We start from the raw sequence: 16,455 nt of genomic DNA on the forward strand, positions 1-16,455 counted from the left end.
TCATGGCTCTCGTCGCCCTCGCCAACGCGAAGGGCTCACCCGGTACCACCACGGCCGCGCTCGTGCTCGCGCTGCAGTGGCCGCGTCCCGTCCTCCTCGTCGAGGCCGACCTGGCCGGGTCGTCGATCCTGGCCGGCTACTTCCGTGGTCAGCTCCCGCACGACCGCGGCCTGCAGCCGCTCGCCATCGCGCACTCGCACGGTGACCTGGAGGCCGCGTTCTGGGATCAGACCATCCCGCTCGTGCGTGACGACCCGGACAGGAAGCTGCTGCCCGGCATCGTCAGCCCACACACCGCGCCCGCGGTGGCCAACCTGTGGGGGCCGCTCGCCAACCAGCTCGTCGCGCTCGAGCGCGGCGGCATCGACGTGCTGGTCGACCTCGGTCGACTCGGCGCCGGCGGCGTCGTCCGCGAGGACCGCGAGCCGATCGTCCGGCTCGCCGACCAGGTGCTGATCACCACCGGATCGCGCCTGCCCGACATCGCGGTCACCCGGGAGCTCGTCAAGTCCCGCACGTCCGTGGTGGACGCCGCAGCCCGCGAGCTCACGAACCTCGCGGTGCTGACCGTCGGCCCGGGCCGCCCGTACGACGCGACCGAGATCGCCCGCACGCTCGGCCTCGGCACCGTGGGGTCGCTGGCCTGGGACCCCGTCAACGCAGAGGTGCTGTCGGTGGGCTCGCCCGCGGGCCGCAGGTACTCGACGTCACCGCTCGTGCGATCCGCCGGGCCCGTGATCTCGCGGATCCAGGACCGGACGGAGAAGCGGCGCGCCCGGTTCTCCACCGGCCCGCGCGAGGGCAGCCACACGTCCGGGCCACGTCGCCCGCCGGAACGCTGGGGCGAGTCCGCGTCCCCGGCCGTGCAGGCGGCCCCGTGGCGTGGCGGCGAGGGGAGCGGCGCGTGAGCACACCCGAGTTCCCCGACCTGTCCTCACTGCCGATCTTCCACGACGAGCCTCCCGCCCCGGTGCTGCCGCGCCGGACGCCGGGGACCGGCGGCGGGGCCGGACCGGACCGACGTCCGGCGGCGCCGCAGAACACCTGGACCGCCACCGTGGACCAGGCGGGCGGTGCCTCCCCGGTTCCCGGCCCCGGCATGCAGACCGGGACCGCCTCTCCCGGCGGGCCGAACGGCGCGGGCTCGCCCGCGGGGTCCGGTGGACCCGGACGCAGCGGGGCGTCGTCGGGCAACGGCGCCTCACCCTGGGTGGGTGCCGTGGCCCGGGCCGGCCGCGAGTACCACGGACAGCCCGGTAACCCGCGGCTGCGCGACGCCGAGTTCTGGCGCCAGGTCAACAGCCTGCGCGGCGAGGTCTCCTCCCGGCTGACGACGGCGCTCTCGACGCGCGAGCTGGACGAGGAACAGCGCGAGGCGCTGGGCCAGGAGCTGATCCAGCAGGTGGTGCGCGACCACAACGACGCCCTGCTCTCGGGGGGCCAGCGCAACTGGACCACCGAGTACCAGGTCGAGGTGACGCGTGCGCTCTTCGACGCGCTGTTCCGCCTCGGCCGGCTGCAGCCGCTCATCGACACGCCCGACGTGGAGAACATCGAGATCACGGGTACGGCACCCGTGCTCCTGCTGATGGGCGACGGCCGGCGCACGTACGCGGAGCCCATCGCGGACTCCGACGCGGAGCTGATCGACTTCCTGCAGTTCCTCGCGGCGCGCGATCCCGCGAACGAGCGGTCCTTCACGCGGGCGAACCCGTTCCTCAACCTGGACCTGCCGGGGCGCGTGCGACTGGCCGCCGTCGGCTGGGTGGTGCCCTGGCCGCGCGTGACGATCCGTCTGCAGCGGCTGCAGTCGGTGGACCTGGAGCTGCTGCGCGAGAACCGTACGGTGGACACCGTGCTGGCCGAGTTCCTGTCGGCGGCGGTCCGCGCGCGCAAGTCGATCGTCGTGTCCGGACAGGGGCAGGGGTCGGGCAAGACGACCCTGCTGCGGGCGCTCTGCGCCTCCCTCGATCCGTGGGAGTCCATCGCGACCATCGAGACCGACTACGAGCTCTACCTGCACCTGGAACCCGAGAAGCACAAGCGCGTGGTCGCCCTGCGTACGCGTGAGGGTTCGGGCGAGATGAACACCGCAGGACGCCGCGTCGGCGAGATCAACACGAACGTCAACGTCTACGAGTCCCTGCGGCACAACATCTCCCGCGTGATCGTGGGCGAGGTGCGCGGGCCCGAGATCGTGTCCATGTTCCAGGCGATGCAGATGGGCAACGGCTCGCTCTCGACGGTGCACGCCGACGGCGCCCGCGACGTCGTCGAACGCCTCGTCGGCATGGCCGTGCAGGACTCCACGCTGTCGGAGACGTACGCGTACCGGCAGGTGGCGCAGTCGGTGGACCTCATCGTCTTCCTCCGGGTCGACGCCGGGGCCGACGGCCGGCGCGACCGGTACGTCGCCGAGGTGATCGAGGTCACGCGCGGCGAGGCGGGCAACCCGGTGGCCGTCACCGACGTGTTCGCGCCGGGGCCGGACGGGCGGGCGGTGCCCAACGTGACGCCGTCGTTCCTCGTGGACCTGGAGGCCGTGGGCTTCGACGCGAACCTGCTGAACTACCGCGACGGGCTGTGGGGGAACTCATGACCACGCTCGTCGCGGTGCTGACCGGGCTCGGTCTGGGCCTGGGGGTGTGGTTCGTCGTCGTCGGTGCGCAGAAGTACGAGCCGGCGCCGCGGCCCGTGCGCACCACACCGCCGTTCCACGGGCTGCTCCGGCTGCTCGGTCTGACCAAGGGCGGGCCGCTCTACGCGCAGCGGCAGCTCCTGGCGATCGGGGTGGCCGCGGGCGTCGTGGTCGGGATCGTCACCGGCTGGTGGTCGCTCGTGCTCATCGTGCCGGTGCTGCTCGTGGGCCTGCCGGCGCTGTTCCGCACCACCACGCAGTCCGACGAGGTGGAGAAGCTCACCGACCTGACCGCGTGGGTGCGGTCGCTGATCGGCGTGCTGTCCGGCGGAGCCGTCGGGTTGGAGCAAGGTATTGCGGCAACCCTGCACAGCGCGGCGCCGTCCGTGCGCCCGTCGCTGGCCCGGCTGGTGGCACGTCTGGAGGCACGTCAGCCGATCAAGCCCGCCCTGTACCGGTGGGCGGAGGAGATGGACGACTACTCGGCGGACATGATCGCCTCGGCGATGATCCTGGAGTCGGACAACCGGACCGGGGCCGTGGCGCCTGCGCTCCGCCAGCTCGCGGAGTCGCTGTCCGCGCAGGCCAAGGCCCGCCGCGAGATCGAGTCCGAGCGATCCACCGGCCGCGCGACCGTGCGCTGGGTGACGATCGTGACGCTCGTGGTGCTGGTGGCGACGGCGATGTCCGGCTACCTCAGCGGGTACGACTCACCGCTGGGCCAGGTCGTGGCGGTGGTGCTGTTCTCGGCCTACGTGGTCTGCCTGCTGTGGATGCGCAAGATCAGCCTGGGACAGCCGATCCCGCGGTTCCTGCCGGACGAGCGGGAGGTCTGACATGTGGCCCTGGGCAGTGGGAACCGGCCTGGTGGCCGGGCTCGGCCTGTTCCTCGTGGTGCGCGAGCTGCTGCCGTCCACGCCCCGGCTCCAGTCCGCGCTGGACCGGCTGAGCGGTGACGACAAGGTGGAGCCCGTCACGGTGTCGGACGGCGGTGGCGAGCTGACCGTGACGCAGCGCTACACGCAGGTGTTCGGGGCGTGGGCGCAGCGCAGGCTGCCGGTCACTCTGCTCGGCCGCTGGGGACCGACCCGGGCGGACCTGGACCTGATCGGCAAGACCGCCACCGACCACTACGGCGAGAAGGCGCTGGGCACGGTGATCGTGCTGGTGGCGGTGCCTTTCCTGGGGCTGTGCGTGGGGCTGCTCAACCTCGGCCTGCCGGTCGCGCTGCCGTTCGGCGTGGCCCTGGTGCTCGCCCTGGGCGCGTGGTTCCTGCCGGACCTCGACGCCCGGTCCAAGGCGAAGCGGGCCCGGCAGGAGTTCGCCCGGGCGGTCTCCACGTACCTGGAGCTGCTGGCGATCGAGCGGATCTCGGGCGCGGGCGCCACGCAGGCCACGTTCGCGGCGGCCCAGGTAGCCGGATCGTGGCCGTTCCGGCGGATCGCAGCAGCGCTCGAACGGAGCCGCTGGGAGGGGCAGGCGCCGTGGGTGGCGCTGCGCGAGCTGGGTGAGGAGGTCGAGGTGGACGCCCTCGGCGAGGTGGCCTCGATCGTGGAGCTCGCGGGCACGCAGGGTTCCGCGATCCACGACCAGCTCCAGTCGAAGGCGGCGGCGATGCGCGACGCGCAGCTCGACGTCGAGCAGCAGATCGCGCACGACGCGACGGTGCGGATGACCGTGCCCGGGACCATGACTGTCTTTGTGTACTTTTTGATGCTCATCTTCCCAATCGGGGTCACTATGTTTCAGACTGCACCCTGAACCGTCTGGTCCCCCGTGGGACACCGTGGTGTCACACGAGCCGGTTCTTACCCATTTGTTGAAGTCGACCACACCCCCAGGAGTCACCATGAACCAGCACCTGAGCCAGGGCCGGTCGGCGGCGTCGCGCGCCGTCGCGCGGGCATCGCTGCGGGCCGCCGCGGCACGCGGTCGCTTCGACGCCCTCAACGGCCGCTTCGCCGAACGCTCGGCCGAGCTCCGTCGTCGGCTGGAGGCCGACCGCGCGGGCGAGGACGACGCGGGCCTGGAGTCCATCGAGGTGGTCGTGCTGTCGGTGGTGGGCCTCGGCATCGCCATCGCGCTCGGCGCCGCGATCAAGGGACTCGTCGACCGTTACATGGCGCAGCTCGGCGGCGGTGGCTAGGACATGGACGAGCGCGGTGCCTCCTCCATCCAGACCGTCCTCACCTACCCGATCGTCCTGATGCTCATCTTCGGGATGGTGCAGGGTGTGCTGTGGTTCCACGCGCAGAACACGGCCCAGTCCGTGGCCAACGGCGCCGTCCAGGCCACGCGGGTCGAGGGCGGCACCGTGGAGTCGGGATACGCCGAGGCCTCCGCGCGCCTGGCGCGCGGGGGTGACGCGTTCGCGTCCGTGGACGTGGCCGTGACGCGTGGCGAGGAGATGGCCACCGCGCGCGTGGTGGGGCTGGCGCCGTCGATCGTGCCCGGCTTCCGCGGGTTCCGCGTGGAGCAGTCGGCCACGGGGCCCGTCGAACGCTTCACGTCGGCGGTGGGGCCATGAGTGACGGCCGGCATCCGAGCGGTGGGGAGCGGGGCAACGTCGCGATCAACACCGCCGTCGTCTTTCCGATGCTGCTGCTCATCGCCCTGCTGCTGGTGATGGCGGGGCGGTTGGTGCTGGCCGAGGGCGTGGTGCAGTCGGCAGCGAACGAGGCGGCGCGGGCGGCGTCGATCAGCCGGACGGCGGACGTGGCCGGGGTACAGGCGACATCGACCGCCACCTCGACGCTGGTGAACTCCGGCGTGCGCTGCGCGCAGACGTCGGTGCGGCCGACGACCGACGCGTTCGCGCTCCCGCTCGGGACCGTCGGGACCATCACCGTGCGGGTGGAGTGCGTGGTGCCGCTGAGCGACCTCGGGCTGCCCGGTGCGCCCGGTTCGCGGACGATCAGCGCGACCGGGACGTCGGTGCTCGACGCGTACCGGGGGCGGTCATGACCAGGGGAGCTGGGTGGATGAGGGTGCGACAGGGGCGGGTGGTACCGCCGGCGCGGGTCCGGGCACGGCGCGAGCGGGGCGAGATCAACATCCTCGCCGCGGGCATGGTGCCTGCGCTCATCATCGCCATCGGCCTGGTCGTCGACGGCGGCGGGCGGCTGCACGCCGAGGACGAGGCGGAGTACGCCGCCGACCAGGCGGCGCGCGCCGCGGCACAGCAGATCCGGTTCGACCGCGCGCAGCTGGGGCTGCCCCCGGAGGTGGACCCGGCGCGGGCGGCACAGGCCGCGTCCGACACGCTCGGCGCGCTGGGTGTCCAGGGCGGCGTGACCGCCGTCGACGGCGCCGTCGTCTCGGTCGGGACGCAGGTCACCTACGAGACCACGTTCCTCACGTTGATCGGGATCAGCTCGCTCACCGTCACGGCGGACGCCGAGGCACGAGCGGTCCGCGGGATAGGACAGGAGGAGTCCTGATGAGCACCTCGACAGTCCAGGGTCGTGCGGTGACGGGCGAGCCCCGCGGACCGCGGCAGGGCACCGGCGCACGCGTGGTCAGAGGGCTGGGTGCGGCGCTGCTCCTGGTCGTGCTCGTCGTGGGCATCCCGGCCGGCCTGTGGATCTTCGGCGGCCCGGTGTGGACGGGGCAGGTCAGCCTCGATCGGATCGTCTCGATGCTCACCAGCCCCGACGTGACCGGTTCGGTGCTCATCGGGCTGGTCAAGGTCGTGGGCTGGGTGGCGTGGCTGACCTTCGCGATCGCCGTGGTGATCGAGGTAGTCGCGGCGTTGCGCGGCCGCCGGTCCCCGCACGTCCGTGGCCTCGGGGCGCAGCAGCGCGCAGCGGCCGTCCTGGTCGGGGCCGTGATCACCATGCTGGTCGCGGCGCCGTCCGTGACGCCCGCGATGGCTGCCCCCGCACCCGCGGAGGCGGGCCGGACCGGCACGGTGGCGACCGCACCGGTGGCGTCCGACGCCGTCGGACAGGCCGGGGCCGTGACCGCGCCGGGTCCGCGCGCGGCGGTCGAGGAGGCCGAACCGGCCACCTACACGGTGCAGCCGGGTGACTCCCTGTGGCGGATCGCCGAGCAGACCCTGGGCGACGGCGCGCGATTCAAGCAGATCGCCGACCTCAACTACGGCGTGGTCCAGGCCGACGGTGGCGCACTCGACGCCGGGAACTGGATCGAACCCGGCTGGGTGCTGCGGCTCCCGGCGGAGGCCGGGGTCACGCCGACGTCGACGGGTGCGTCCGCGGCGGACGAGGACGAACCCGTGGGCATCGCGCCCTCGAAGAGCGCGGACGACGGCGCCGCGGAACCGGGCACCGTCGACGTACGGAGCAACGGTGGTGCGGAGTCCGCCCAGGTCGTCGTCGAGCGGGGTGACACGCTGTGGGGCATCGCCGAGGAGGAGCTCGGCGACGGGACCCGGTACCCGGAGGTCTTCGAGGCATCCCGCTCCACGGAGCAGCCCGACGGCGGACGGCTCACCGACCCCGACCTCATCTACCCCGGCTGGACCGTGACGGTTCCTGGGGCGGGAGAGGCGGCGGACGGCGGGTCCGGGGCTGACGGGGCTGGTGCCGGGGCGGAGCAGCCCGGTGACGGCGAGACGGATCCGGACGCGGCCGGTGACGGCGCGGGCGACGCCGCGGGCTCGGGTGACGCCGGTGAGCCGGCCACGGAGGACGGCGCGGGATCGGAAGCCGGCGCCGAGGCCGACGGAGGTGCGGATGCTGGTCCGGAGGCCGAGGCCGGAGGTCCCGAGGCTGACTCCGAGGCAGGCGCGGACGCCGAGACGGCGCAGGCCACCGGCCTGGGCCGGACGTTCGCCGGCCGGCCGGAGGCCGACAAGGCGACCGGGGTCGAGTCCGCGGCGGGCACCGCCAGAGGGTCGGGCGAGTCGGAGCGGCCGGCGCCGGAGGAGTCGGTGGACGCCGGGTCGGCCCCGACGACACCGTCCGCAGAGGTGACGCCCGAGGGCGCCGTCGAGGTCGAGCCCGACGACATCGCCGAACCGGGCGGCGCGGGCAACGACGTGGCGGAACCGGAGTCGCCGTCGGACGAGCAACCGGCCGGAGAGCGACCGGCGGGCGAGGCTCCGGCGGAGCAGCCGAACCGCGCGGCACAGAACGCCGGTCAGAACCCGTCCGCGGGTCAGGACGAACCGGGTCAGGACGGCCAGGACGCCGGGGACGGCACACCCGACCCCGCCGACGTCGGCACGGGTAGCGCCGGCCTCGACCGGCCTGACACCGAGGAGCCGGCTCCGGAGAAGTCGGCCGAGGGCAACCTCGCCCCGCAGGCGCCGCCGGCACCGCAGGAGACCGAGGAACCCCGGTACGAGCGGGTCACGCCGGAGGACCTCGAGAACGAGCCCGACCTCGAACCGAGTGGGTCCGCGCCCCAGGACGGAGCGCCGGCGATCCCCTGGGAGGACCTGATCGCCGACGAGCTCCTGCCGCAGGGCGAGCCGGACGAGCCGGCCCGGGAGACGACGTCCGGTAGCGGCACGACATGGGGTGGCGAGTCCGCCACCGACGGTGCGCCGGAGAACGACGGCCCGGGCGGGAGCGGGACCGACGCGGTCGAGGGCGACGTCGACGGGACCGGTGTTGAAAGTGACGGTACGGAGGGCCTGGCCGAGCTGCCGGCGCCCCTGGTGCCGGAGGATGTCACGGCGACGGCGCGCGAGAGCGCGGCGACCGAGAAGGTACTGCCCGGCGACGTGACGGGCGACGACCCGGTGGTAGGCGACGGCGTCCCGGAGGTCGCTGTCGAGTCCGCGCCGCCGGTCGCAGCCGCCGCCGAGGGCAGCATCCCGTCGGCGACGGCGCCGGCGGGCGGTCCGGCACCGGCGACGTCCGGCGACGGCGCCCGGCCGGAGCGCGAGCCCGTCGACGTCGCGGGTGCGACCACGGCGGCCACCGCTGCAGCCGGCACGGCACCCGATGCCACCACGTCCCTGCTCGGCTCCGCGGCCGACGCCGTCTCCGGTGCCGTCGACGACCTCGACGAGACCGTGGACGTCCGCACCGCGGCGGGCGTCGGCGGTCTGCTCGCCGCCGGGCTGCTCGCGCTCGTCGCCGTGAAGCGCCGCCGGGCGCGCAAGGGCCGGGTCCCGGGCGAGACCGTCGTCGTGCCGGGGCCCGAGACCCCGGCCGGCGTGCTCGAACGTGACCTGCACGGCGTCGAGGACCCGTTCGGCCGCAGCCAGGTCGACCAGGCGCTGCGCAGCCTCGCACGCTGGCACCGCGAACGTGACCTGCCGCTGCCGGGCGTGCGCATGGCGCGGCTGAAGAGCGGCGAGTTCGTCGAGCTCTACCTCGACGGCGCCGCCGACCTGCCCGCACCCTGGGCCAGCACGACCGACCGGTTCGTCTGGCAGCTCGCGGCGGGTGACGCGGAGGCGGCGTCCCAGGTCGGACCTGGGGCCGAGGAGGGGGAGGCGCCGTACCCGGCGCTCGTCACCGTCGGCCACGACGACGAGGACGCCCACCTCATGGTCGACCTGGAGAACCTCGCGTGCCTCGACATCCGCGGCACCGACCAGGCCGCACAGGCCACGCTCGCGGCGCTCGCGATCGAGCTCGCGACGAGCCTCTGGGCCGACGACCTCCAGGTGACCGTGGTGGGTGCGCTCGGGGAGCTGCCCGGCGTCGTCGACACCGGCCGGGTGCGGCACGTCCCCAGCCTGGCGGAGGTCGTCCGCGAGCTGGAGGCGCGCGCCGCCGACGTCGACCGGACGCTCGCTCAGGTGGGTGCCACGTCGGTCGCGGACGCCCGCGGCCGGGGCCTCGCGACCGACGCGTGGACGCCGGAGATCCTGCTGGTCGGCGAGCGACTCGCACCCGTGGAACGCGCCACGCTGGAACGCCTGGTCGAGCGAGTACCCGCGGTGGGCATCGCGGCCGTGACGTCCAGCGCGGAGGTCGGCGACTGGGCGCTCGACCTGACCGGTGACCTCACGGGCGGTGACACGACGCGCGGCATCCTCGTGCCCGCCTACATCGCGGTCCGACCGCAGCAGCTCGACGCCGCCACCTACGCCCAGGCCCTGGCCCTGCTGGCCGATCCCGAGACCGCACCCGGCCCCTCGTGGAGCCGTTCGATCGACCGCGCCGAACCGACGCTGGAGGAGATCCCCATGGATGTTGTCCGCGCCGATGCGGACTCGGACGTCGCCGTCGGCCAGGGAGCGGGCCTCGCGCCGTCCCCGAGCTACGCGTCGGGGACCGTGGGCGGCGGGACGGCGTCCGGCACGGTGCCGGCCGGCTTCGCGCCCTGGGCCACCGCAGCCGTGAGCGTGGCGACGCCGCCACTGGGTACACCGGTCGTGGCGGGGCCGGGCCCCGCGGTCGAGCCCGACGCACCGGCGACCGACCTGCCGGAGGAGGCCGGACCACCGATCGTGCGTGTGCTGGGTCGTGTCGAGCTCGCGGGAACCACGGGCGTCGAGCTGCCGTCCACGCACCAGCGGCAGGCCACCGAGCTGATCGCGTTCCTGGCGTTCAACCCGGGGTCGCGCGGTTCGGACATCTCAAAGGCCCTGTGGCCGTCGCGCGAGCCGAACCTGGCCACGCGGCGCTCCGCGGTCTCCCGCGCGCGCCGCTGGCTGGGCGTCGACGGCGAGGGCTACGAGTACCTGCCCCGTTACTGGTCCGCGGACGACGGCGGGCAGGCCGACCTCGAGTCCGCCGGCTACCGTCTGCGCGGCGTCACGACCGACTGGCACCGCTTCTGCGACCTCGTGGGCCCGGACCTGAGCCAGACGCCGACGGCAGACCTGCTGGCCGCCCTCGACCTGGTGCGCGGCCGGCCGTTCGAGGGCGTGCCGCTCCGCAAGTACGCCTGGGCGGAGCAGCTCATGCACACCATCTCGTCGGGGGTCGTGGACGTGTCGCACGAGGTTGCGCGCCGCGCGCTCCTGGAGGGCGACGTGGCCACGGCGCGGCACGCCTCCCAGGTGGGGCGGCTCGCGGATCCGGTGGACGAACGCTCGTGGCGCAACGCGATCCGCGCGGAGCTCGCCTCAGGACGCCGGGACGCGGTGGGCCGACTGGTGGACCGCCTGCGCGACCACCTCGAACAGCTCGCCATGGATCCCGAGCCCGACACCGAGGAGCTGCTGGCCCAGGTGGACGAGCAGGAGCGCCGGCGGGAGGCCGACGCCGGGCGGTGACACGCCGGTCCTGAAGGACGGCGGGCAGCAGACACGTTCTGCTGCCCGCCGTGCTGTGTGTTCCCGGTGTCCGGTCGAGCCGCGTTCGCTCGAGGACACTCCTGGTCGACGTCGTGCTCAGTCGAAGCCGCCAGGGCCGGGGATGGGTGCGAGGTCGAGGACGATGCCGTCGACGTCCTCGCCGGTCAGGCGCGCGATCACCGCGCGCAGTACGGCCTCGGCGTCCTCCAGGAGAACACCCTGCGCGACGGCGCCGGGTAGGTCGAGGGCACGCAGTGTCCAGCGGCGCTCGCCGCGGTATGCGATCACGGTGTACGTGGTCATGACTCCAAGCCTGTAGAGCAAAAGTACGATCTGTCATCTTGAGGCACCAAGATGTGCGTTGAACGCCGAGTTATCCACAGGAACCACCGTGATCACTTTCGGGATCGGCGGGGCCTGGTTAGCGTCGTTCCCGGCCGTTGCGGATACGCAACGACGCGGCCCGAGGGCGGGGGATGTTGATGCGTGGTGCTTATCGGGGGCTGCTCGTGGCAGCCGGGCTGGTGTTGTGCGGGTGTACGGGGGTCGCGGAGGAGCCTGCGCCGCCTGCCTCGGCCAGCCCTTCGCCGTCGGCATCGCCGTCGGCGTCGGTGCCGACGCCGGTGAAGCCGGAGCGGCCGGCGGCGATGGAGCGGGACGACGCGGAGGGGGCTGCGGCCGCCGCGGAGTACTTCATTGAGTTGTATCCGTATGTGATGGCTACCGGGGATGTCGAGGAGTTCGAGGCCTTGTCGCATCGGGCTTGTTCATACTGCAGAGGAACTCTTGAGAACTCGGCGTGGCTCCGCGACACGGGTAGTACTTTCCAAGGCGGGCTAACTGATGCAAAGCTCGAGAAGGTTTATCAGAAGGACCAGCTCACAGGAGTAATTCCCCTGGATTTTAGGACCTCACAGAGTGAGATATGGATTCACGATAAGCGTGGTCGAGAAGTCGATCACGTTGACGAGACAGATTTCGATGCTCGCGTTGAGATAGGTCGACGTGGTGGAGCCTGGGTCGTGGTTGAGATAGCACCCGACCCGGAAGATGAGCGATGAAGCGGGTCTGGAGTGCGTGGGTCATCGCCATAATTGTGGTCATCCATCTCGGAGACGCCAAGGTAGCAGCGCTGGCCACGCCATCTGGACCACCACACAATTGGGGCGTCGCTGGTCAAGCCCAGGGTGCATCAATCAGTGTCGAAGCTCGATCGCCCAACGCGGAGTCGGCGGTGGCACGTGGAGCCATAGCAAACAATGAGTCTCAAGCTTCTATATCGTCGGTGCGTCAGTGGCGAATAACCCCCGCTCTGTGTTTTCTAAGGGACCTAAGCGGTGCCACCGTGCTTGCCGAGTCATGCGATGAAGGCCATCAGCTCGCCTACGCAGGCATCGAGTGCGAGGACGACGAGCAGCCTGTCGGTGCCCTCTTCGAGCAGCGTCGAGAGTCCGGAGGGTGGACAGAAGCAGAACTTGTAGAGGAAGAGGCATGTCTGACAGAGGCCCGACAGCAGATCGACATCCCGGCCGCTGCGGCTCGAGCGTTCCAGGAGATGCAGATCGAGCCGTCGTCGCTCATAGTGCAACCGCCGGACGGCTGGACCCTGGTCAACGTCGACACGATCGCGTACACCGACGGTGAACCCCGAACAACAAGCACCGAACTGTTCGGAATCCCCGTCGATATCCGAGCGGTACCGAGCAGCTATACGTGGAACTTTGGTGACGGGTCCCCAGCTTTCTCAACGACTGACCCGGGCGCCCCGTACCCCGCGCACACCATTTCCCACGCCTACTCGAAGCAAGGGTCTGCAACGATCTCGCTCACCACGAGGTGGCGCGGCCAGTTCCGGATCGCTGGTGATCCAACATGGCGCGACGTAGCGGGAGAGGCGACCACTGCATCTTCGTCGGGCAGCTTGGAGATCGTGGAGGCCCGGGCGCGGCTGGTGGAGGATTTGTATGGCCGCTAACGGAGTACCAGCGAAGAGCCGGTGTACCCGCGGTCACGTTGGCTGATCCTTGACGACGCTGGAGTCAAGGCATCGGCCGACCAGGTCGGCAAACTCCAGGCCGGACGGAAGTTCGGACCGTTGTGCAGGACTGAGATCTTCGTACAGGGTGACGACGACGGGACCGGGCTCCTGATCGGCCGCGGCATCGGTGCACATCAGGACCCCGACTGTGGATCCGTGTACGTCAGGCACGCGGACCAGGTCGTCCACGAGTCTGAGTGTGTAGCGAGAACGGGCAACCAGGGCTGGATCGAATCGGCCGGCCTGCACCTGGATGGCGAAATAGCGCATCTGGGTCACGTGGAAGAGCAGAAGATCAACTGTGTAGTCGCGGTCGTCCTCCGTGATGTGCAGATGGCGATCGACCACGCACATGTGGCGGTCGGGCACGGCAAGCATGTCCTCGAGGTGGTCGACGAGGATGCCAGTGAACGAGCGTCGGATGGCTTCGATGAGCTCGCCGACGACGTCCTCGAACCCTTCGGGCTCGAAGTCCTCGGTCCGTTGGAAGAAGGTCATGGCGCAAGCCTGTAGAGAGATTGCAGCATCCGCGACCCGAGTTGCATATGTGCAACGAATCGCCACGACCAGTGAGATGCTGAGGTCGGTCCATGGCGCGTTCCTGGCCGGGAGTTGTCCTTCGTTGACGAGATGTTGTGAATTATCACGGAAGCGCCTTGCCGGGAAGACGGATATGCCGCACCCTTGCTTACGGCCGTGTTCGCTGAGTTCTGCCCGAAGTTGAGGGAGTTGCCCGGATGGTCTCGTCCGCCATCACGCCCACGCGCACCATCGCTGTCCTCATCGGGATCGCAGTCCTTGCGGTCGCCGGGTTCGCGGTGGTGCGGTCAGGCGTTTTCGACCCTGGGACGGTCCAGGGCGCGATCCCGGGTCCAGGATCGTCGTCGGCCTCGGCATCACCTTCTGTGTCTGTGAGCGCGTCCGCTCAACCGTCGACGCCAGCATCGCCGTCGCCGACAACGCCGGAGCAGGTCAAGGCAAAGAATATCGCTGAAGCAAAGGCGCGGCTTGTGGAGTACTACCATACCACAGCGCTCGTCGCCAACAATGGATACAGGGACTGGGACAGGGAACTTCGGCCGTTTTGGGGCCATCCAGCGCTGCGCTCTTCGTTGAGGGCCGTCTACACCGAGTCAGCCAATTCGGGCGACTACACGACTGGTGCGGCCTCGGTAGAGGCCATGAATGTCACTAACTACAAGACCTCCGCCGTTGGAAATGAAGAGGTGCATCTGAAGGCGTGTGTCGATTTTAGCGACGTGCGCAACTTTGCTGGCGACGGAAAGGAAATACCGCGCGCAGCCGGTGCCCCTAGTCGATACCAATTCGACTATGTTATGCGACACCAAGGGGCAGGCAGCTATTGGACGGTCAACGAGCAGATACCTCACCCGGAGCAGGCATGTTGACGCGGCACGGTTGTTGGACGTTCTCCCTTTCTTTCATCGGAATTGTCGTTGCGTTGGCGGTGTCTCTGGTAGTTCTTGTTCAGGCGTCGACGGCAGTTGCCGATGAGTGCACGCCGACGACCACACCGGATGGTGTGGTTATTCCCTGCGAAGATGGCGGAGGCGGTGCAGGGGGAGGAGGCGGAGATGACGACCCCAGCGACGGTGGCGGACCGCAGGTCTGCCGTGACCTTGGCGACGTGGTTCCGTGCAGTACCGAGTACGGGGGATGGGATGGGGACTGTTACGTGCGTAATGCGAGTCCGCAACCTCCCGCCGGCGATCCCGCATGGGAAGGCCACGAGCCAGGGGATGGGATTGTCCTCGAGTGCACTCCGCCGCGCTGTGTGGCGGCGGGTGGCGATGTAACGCAGTGCGAAGGCCACTCGTACTACTGGTCGGCTGACCCAGCCGCACCAGTCGGCCCCACCGCCGAAGAACTAGCCCAAAGCGCAGTAGCTGCCATGGAGCTCTCCATGGGACAGATCGGTTCGACTCCGCCGGCGACGACCAGCGATCAGGGTGCCGTCGGCACCATCGGTCTACCCATCTGGCTGTGGATTGCCAACCCTGCTGAGAACACGACTGGTCCGATCGTCCGGACCGCAGAAGGGGGCAGTCTCTCGGTCACAGCGACGGGGACACTTGACCGGGTCGAGTGGACACTGGCCGATGGGAACGGGACCACGGTTGGCGCCATTTCCTGTGATGGTGCCAATGCTGCAGGGACGCCGTATGACGGCCGGAACAGCGCGGAACCGTCCCCCACCTGTGGATTCGGTGCCGACCTGAACAGCAGTCCGGGCAACCTCACTCTTGCCGGGACGTCCTACTGGGTCGTCGAGTGGCAGAGCAGCAACGGTGAGTCCGGTCAGATCCCTTTCACGTCGACGACCAACAGTGCGCAGATTCGGATCGGGGAGCTTCAGGCGCTCGTACGCCACTGACGACCCTCGGGCTGGTCCCACACCCATGGGCCGGGCGCGCGGTCGCAACCTCGCAGGCGAGACAACATGATGGTGCTCATGGCGACCACACCGACCATCGTCCGCGGCCTCGCTCAGGCAGCCCTGGGCGCCGCACTTCTCACAGCCGGCATCGGGCACCTGACCGCGGCGCGCAAGGAGTTCCAGGCGCAGGTACCCCGGTGGGTCCCCATCGATCCCGACACGGTCGTGGTGGGGTCGGGTGTCGTCGAGATCGGTCTCGGCGCGGCGCTCGTCGCCACCTGGAGGCAGCCTGCTCGCCGTCGCCTGGGAGTGCTGGTGGCGGCGTTCTTCGTCGCGGTCTTCCCGGGGAACGTCGCCCAGCTCACGGAGCACCGTGATGCCTTTGGCCTGGACACGGATCGGAAGCGCGCGCTGCGGCTGCTGGGTCAGCCGGCGCTCGTCGCGTGGGCTCTGGCTGCGACGCGCCCATAGCGCGTCGCCCCGGAGGTCCAGACCTCGTCCATCATTCCGAGCCCAGTCACATACTCCACCAGATCGAACGTCGACCCGGTCATCAGGGTCACGCCGGCAGCGCGTGCGTCGTCGGCGTACGGTCCGGTGTTCCCGTACAGCACGAACGGCGTGACGGGGTCGTTCGCCCGGACCCGGGTGAGCAGTCGGAGCCCGGCGTCCGGGACGTCGACGTCCGATTCGCGACGGCCGAGGTCCGAGATGATCAGACCGTAGGGCCGTGTGTTCAGCAGCCGCAGGGCCTCGTCGGTCGAGCGGGCGACCTCGACGTCGATGCCGTCACGTCGCCACGACTCCGCGAGCATGGCGTTGTTCTCGGGGTTGTCGTCGACCCAGAGGATCGAGTGCGGCGTCCTGGCGCCCGGCACGGGCAGCCTGCCATCTCCCGGACGGGTGATCGTCCGTTCCTGCTCCTGCGACCCCCAGGGCAGCTCGTCGCCCGGCACGACGACAGCGCCCGCGTCCACCTTGCGCTTCAGTGCGGCGACCTCTCGCTGCAGGTCGGCGATCAGGTCGGCCTGCTGATCCGTGGCCTGCCGGATGCTGAGCTTCTGCCCGCCGATCTCCAGCGTCACGTCATCCGATCCGCGTAGCTTCGCGAGCAGCTGCCCCCCGAACACCAGCAGCACGACGATCACGAGCAGGGGCCACAGCAGGCTCGCGACCGCCGCGATCAGGTCAGCAATGGGAGACACGGGGGCAAA

17 protein-coding genes are annotated in these 16,455 nt (G+C 70.6%); 14 read left to right on the plus strand and 3 right to left on the minus strand.

From position 1 onward, the window contains the following. Window positions 1-2: 2 nt before the first annotated feature. The 9 genes from ACO229_RS22055 to ACO229_RS22095 all read left to right on the plus strand — a co-directional run bounded on the left by ACO229_RS22055 (window position 3) and on the right by ACO229_RS22095 (window position 10,784). Window positions 3-908 carry a hypothetical protein gene (locus ACO229_RS22055; RefSeq protein ID WP_397429228.1) on the plus strand — a complete coding sequence of 302 codons (906 nt, stop codon included), beginning with the start codon at window positions 3-5 and terminating at the stop codon, window positions 906-908. Continuing rightward, window positions 905-2,599: a CpaF family protein gene (locus ACO229_RS22060; RefSeq protein ID WP_423462801.1), complete on the plus strand. Its 1,695-nt coding sequence runs from the start codon at window positions 905-907 to the stop codon at window positions 2,597-2,599. The genes ACO229_RS22055 and ACO229_RS22060 overlap by 4 nt, the downstream gene beginning before the upstream one ends. Beyond that, the gene (locus ACO229_RS22065; RefSeq protein ID WP_423462802.1) at window positions 2,596-3,474 is read left to right on the plus strand and encodes a type II secretion system F family protein; all 879 of its coding nucleotides are present in this window, start codon (window positions 2,596-2,598) and stop codon (window positions 3,472-3,474) included. The genes ACO229_RS22060 and ACO229_RS22065 overlap by 4 nt, the downstream gene beginning before the upstream one ends. 1 nt (window position 3,475) lies before the next feature. Continuing rightward, entirely contained in the window at window positions 3,476-4,399 is a 924-nt protein-coding gene (locus ACO229_RS22070) for a hypothetical protein (protein WP_397412127.1), read from the plus strand. A gap of 88 nt (window positions 4,400-4,487) precedes the next feature. Next, window positions 4,488-4,784, plus strand: a complete 297-nt coding sequence (locus ACO229_RS22075) for a hypothetical protein (RefSeq protein ID WP_397412125.1) — start codon at window positions 4,488-4,490, stop codon at window positions 4,782-4,784. 3 nt (window positions 4,785-4,787) lie between these two features. Further along, window positions 4,788-5,165, plus strand: coding sequence for a TadE family protein (locus tag ACO229_RS22080; RefSeq protein ID WP_397429224.1), 378 nt, complete (start codon window positions 4,788-4,790; stop codon window positions 5,163-5,165). Beyond that, window positions 5,162-5,602: a TadE/TadG family type IV pilus assembly protein gene (locus ACO229_RS22085; RefSeq protein ID WP_397429223.1), complete on the plus strand. Its 441-nt coding sequence runs from the start codon at window positions 5,162-5,164 to the stop codon at window positions 5,600-5,602. The genes ACO229_RS22080 and ACO229_RS22085 overlap by 4 nt, the downstream gene beginning before the upstream one ends. A gap of 17 nt (window positions 5,603-5,619) precedes the next feature. Beyond that, window positions 5,620-6,078 carry a pilus assembly protein TadG-related protein gene (locus ACO229_RS22090; protein ID WP_423462803.1) on the plus strand — a complete coding sequence of 153 codons (459 nt, stop codon included), beginning with the start codon at window positions 5,620-5,622 and terminating at the stop codon, window positions 6,076-6,078. Next, the gene (locus ACO229_RS22095) at window positions 6,078-10,784 is read left to right on the plus strand and encodes a LysM peptidoglycan-binding domain-containing protein (protein ID WP_423462804.1); all 4,707 of its coding nucleotides are present in this window, start codon (window positions 6,078-6,080) and stop codon (window positions 10,782-10,784) included. Before ACO229_RS22090 ends, ACO229_RS22095 begins: the two co-directional genes overlap by 1 nt. Window positions 10,785-10,901: 117 nt before the next feature. Here ACO229_RS22095 and ACO229_RS22100 read toward each other — a convergent pair whose 3' ends face one another. After that, window positions 10,902-11,108: a hypothetical protein gene (locus ACO229_RS22100; protein WP_423462805.1), complete on the minus strand. Its 207-nt coding sequence runs from the start codon at window positions 11,106-11,108 to the stop codon at window positions 10,902-10,904. Window positions 11,109-11,314: 206 nt separating this feature from the next. Between ACO229_RS22100 and ACO229_RS22105 the strand changes: the two genes are divergently transcribed. Next, on the plus strand, window positions 11,315-11,866 hold the full coding sequence (locus ACO229_RS22105; protein WP_423462806.1) for a DUF6318 family protein: 552 nt from the start codon (window positions 11,315-11,317) through the stop codon (window positions 11,864-11,866). A gap of 284 nt (window positions 11,867-12,150) precedes the next feature. Beyond that, window positions 12,151-12,780: a PKD domain-containing protein gene (locus ACO229_RS22110; protein ID WP_423462807.1), complete on the plus strand. Its 630-nt coding sequence runs from the start codon at window positions 12,151-12,153 to the stop codon at window positions 12,778-12,780. A 33-nt stretch (window positions 12,781-12,813) separates the two neighbouring features. On the opposite strand, the gene ACO229_RS22115 is transcribed toward ACO229_RS22110, so the two are convergent. Next, window positions 12,814-13,341: a PDDEXK nuclease domain-containing protein gene (locus ACO229_RS22115; RefSeq protein ID WP_423462808.1), complete on the minus strand. Its 528-nt coding sequence runs from the start codon at window positions 13,339-13,341 to the stop codon at window positions 12,814-12,816. A 413-nt stretch (window positions 13,342-13,754) separates the two neighbouring features. On the opposite strand from ACO229_RS22115, the gene ACO229_RS22120 reads away from it, so the two are divergent. The 3 genes from ACO229_RS22120 to ACO229_RS22130 all read left to right on the plus strand — a co-directional run bounded on the left by ACO229_RS22120 (window position 13,755) and on the right by ACO229_RS22130 (window position 15,712). Beyond that, complete coding sequence (locus tag ACO229_RS22120; protein ID WP_423462809.1) at window positions 13,755-14,252, plus strand: hypothetical protein; 498 nt, start codon at window positions 13,755-13,757, stop codon at window positions 14,250-14,252. Between the two features lie 515 nt (window positions 14,253-14,767). Then, window positions 14,768-15,238, plus strand: coding sequence for a hypothetical protein (locus ACO229_RS22125; RefSeq protein ID WP_423462810.1), 471 nt, complete (start codon window positions 14,768-14,770; stop codon window positions 15,236-15,238). A gap of 78 nt (window positions 15,239-15,316) precedes the next feature. Beyond that, the gene (locus ACO229_RS22130) at window positions 15,317-15,712 is read left to right on the plus strand and encodes a DoxX family protein (RefSeq protein ID WP_423462811.1); all 396 of its coding nucleotides are present in this window, start codon (window positions 15,317-15,319) and stop codon (window positions 15,710-15,712) included. Here the strand turns inward: ACO229_RS22130 and ACO229_RS22135 are convergent. Then, complete coding sequence (locus ACO229_RS22135) at window positions 15,667-16,446, minus strand: response regulator (RefSeq protein ID WP_423462812.1); 780 nt, start codon at window positions 16,444-16,446, stop codon at window positions 15,667-15,669. The genes ACO229_RS22130 and ACO229_RS22135 overlap by 46 nt on opposite strands. Window positions 16,447-16,455 lie beyond the last annotated feature (9 nt).

Origin of the sequence: Promicromonospora sp. MS192 (assembly GCF_049532985.1) — a bacterium.
Lineage (GTDB): Bacteria > Actinomycetota > Actinomycetes > Actinomycetales > Cellulomonadaceae > Promicromonospora.

Excerpts from the sequence above, each read along its gene's own strand:
- ACO229_RS22055 (WP_397429228.1), top strand. The coding sequence starts at position 3 with ATGGCTCTCGTCGCCCTCGCCAACGCGAAGGGCTCACCCGGTACCACC.
- ACO229_RS22065 (WP_423462802.1), top strand. The coding sequence starts at position 2,596 with ATGACCACGCTCGTCGCGGTGCTGACCGGGCTCGGTCTGGGCCTGGGG.
- ACO229_RS22070 (WP_397412127.1), top strand. The coding sequence starts at position 3,476 with ATGTGGCCCTGGGCAGTGGGAACCGGCCTGGTGGCCGGGCTCGGCCTG.
- ACO229_RS22075 (WP_397412125.1), top strand. The coding sequence starts at position 4,488 with ATGAACCAGCACCTGAGCCAGGGCCGGTCGGCGGCGTCGCGCGCCGTC.
- ACO229_RS22080 (WP_397429224.1), top strand. The coding sequence starts at position 4,788 with ATGGACGAGCGCGGTGCCTCCTCCATCCAGACCGTCCTCACCTACCCG.
- ACO229_RS22085 (WP_397429223.1), top strand. The coding sequence starts at position 5,162 with ATGAGTGACGGCCGGCATCCGAGCGGTGGGGAGCGGGGCAACGTCGCG.
- ACO229_RS22090 (WP_423462803.1), top strand. The coding sequence starts at position 5,620 with ATGAGGGTGCGACAGGGGCGGGTGGTACCGCCGGCGCGGGTCCGGGCA.
- ACO229_RS22095 (WP_423462804.1), top strand. The coding sequence starts at position 6,078 with ATGAGCACCTCGACAGTCCAGGGTCGTGCGGTGACGGGCGAGCCCCGC.
- ACO229_RS22100 (WP_423462805.1), bottom strand. The coding sequence starts at position 11,108 with ATGACCACGTACACCGTGATCGCATACCGCGGCGAGCGCCGCTGGACA.
- ACO229_RS22115 (WP_423462808.1), bottom strand. The coding sequence starts at position 13,341 with ATGACCTTCTTCCAACGGACCGAGGACTTCGAGCCCGAAGGGTTCGAG.
- ACO229_RS22125 (WP_423462810.1), top strand. The coding sequence starts at position 14,768 with ATGGGACAGATCGGTTCGACTCCGCCGGCGACGACCAGCGATCAGGGT.
- ACO229_RS22130 (WP_423462811.1), top strand. The coding sequence starts at position 15,317 with ATGGCGACCACACCGACCATCGTCCGCGGCCTCGCTCAGGCAGCCCTG.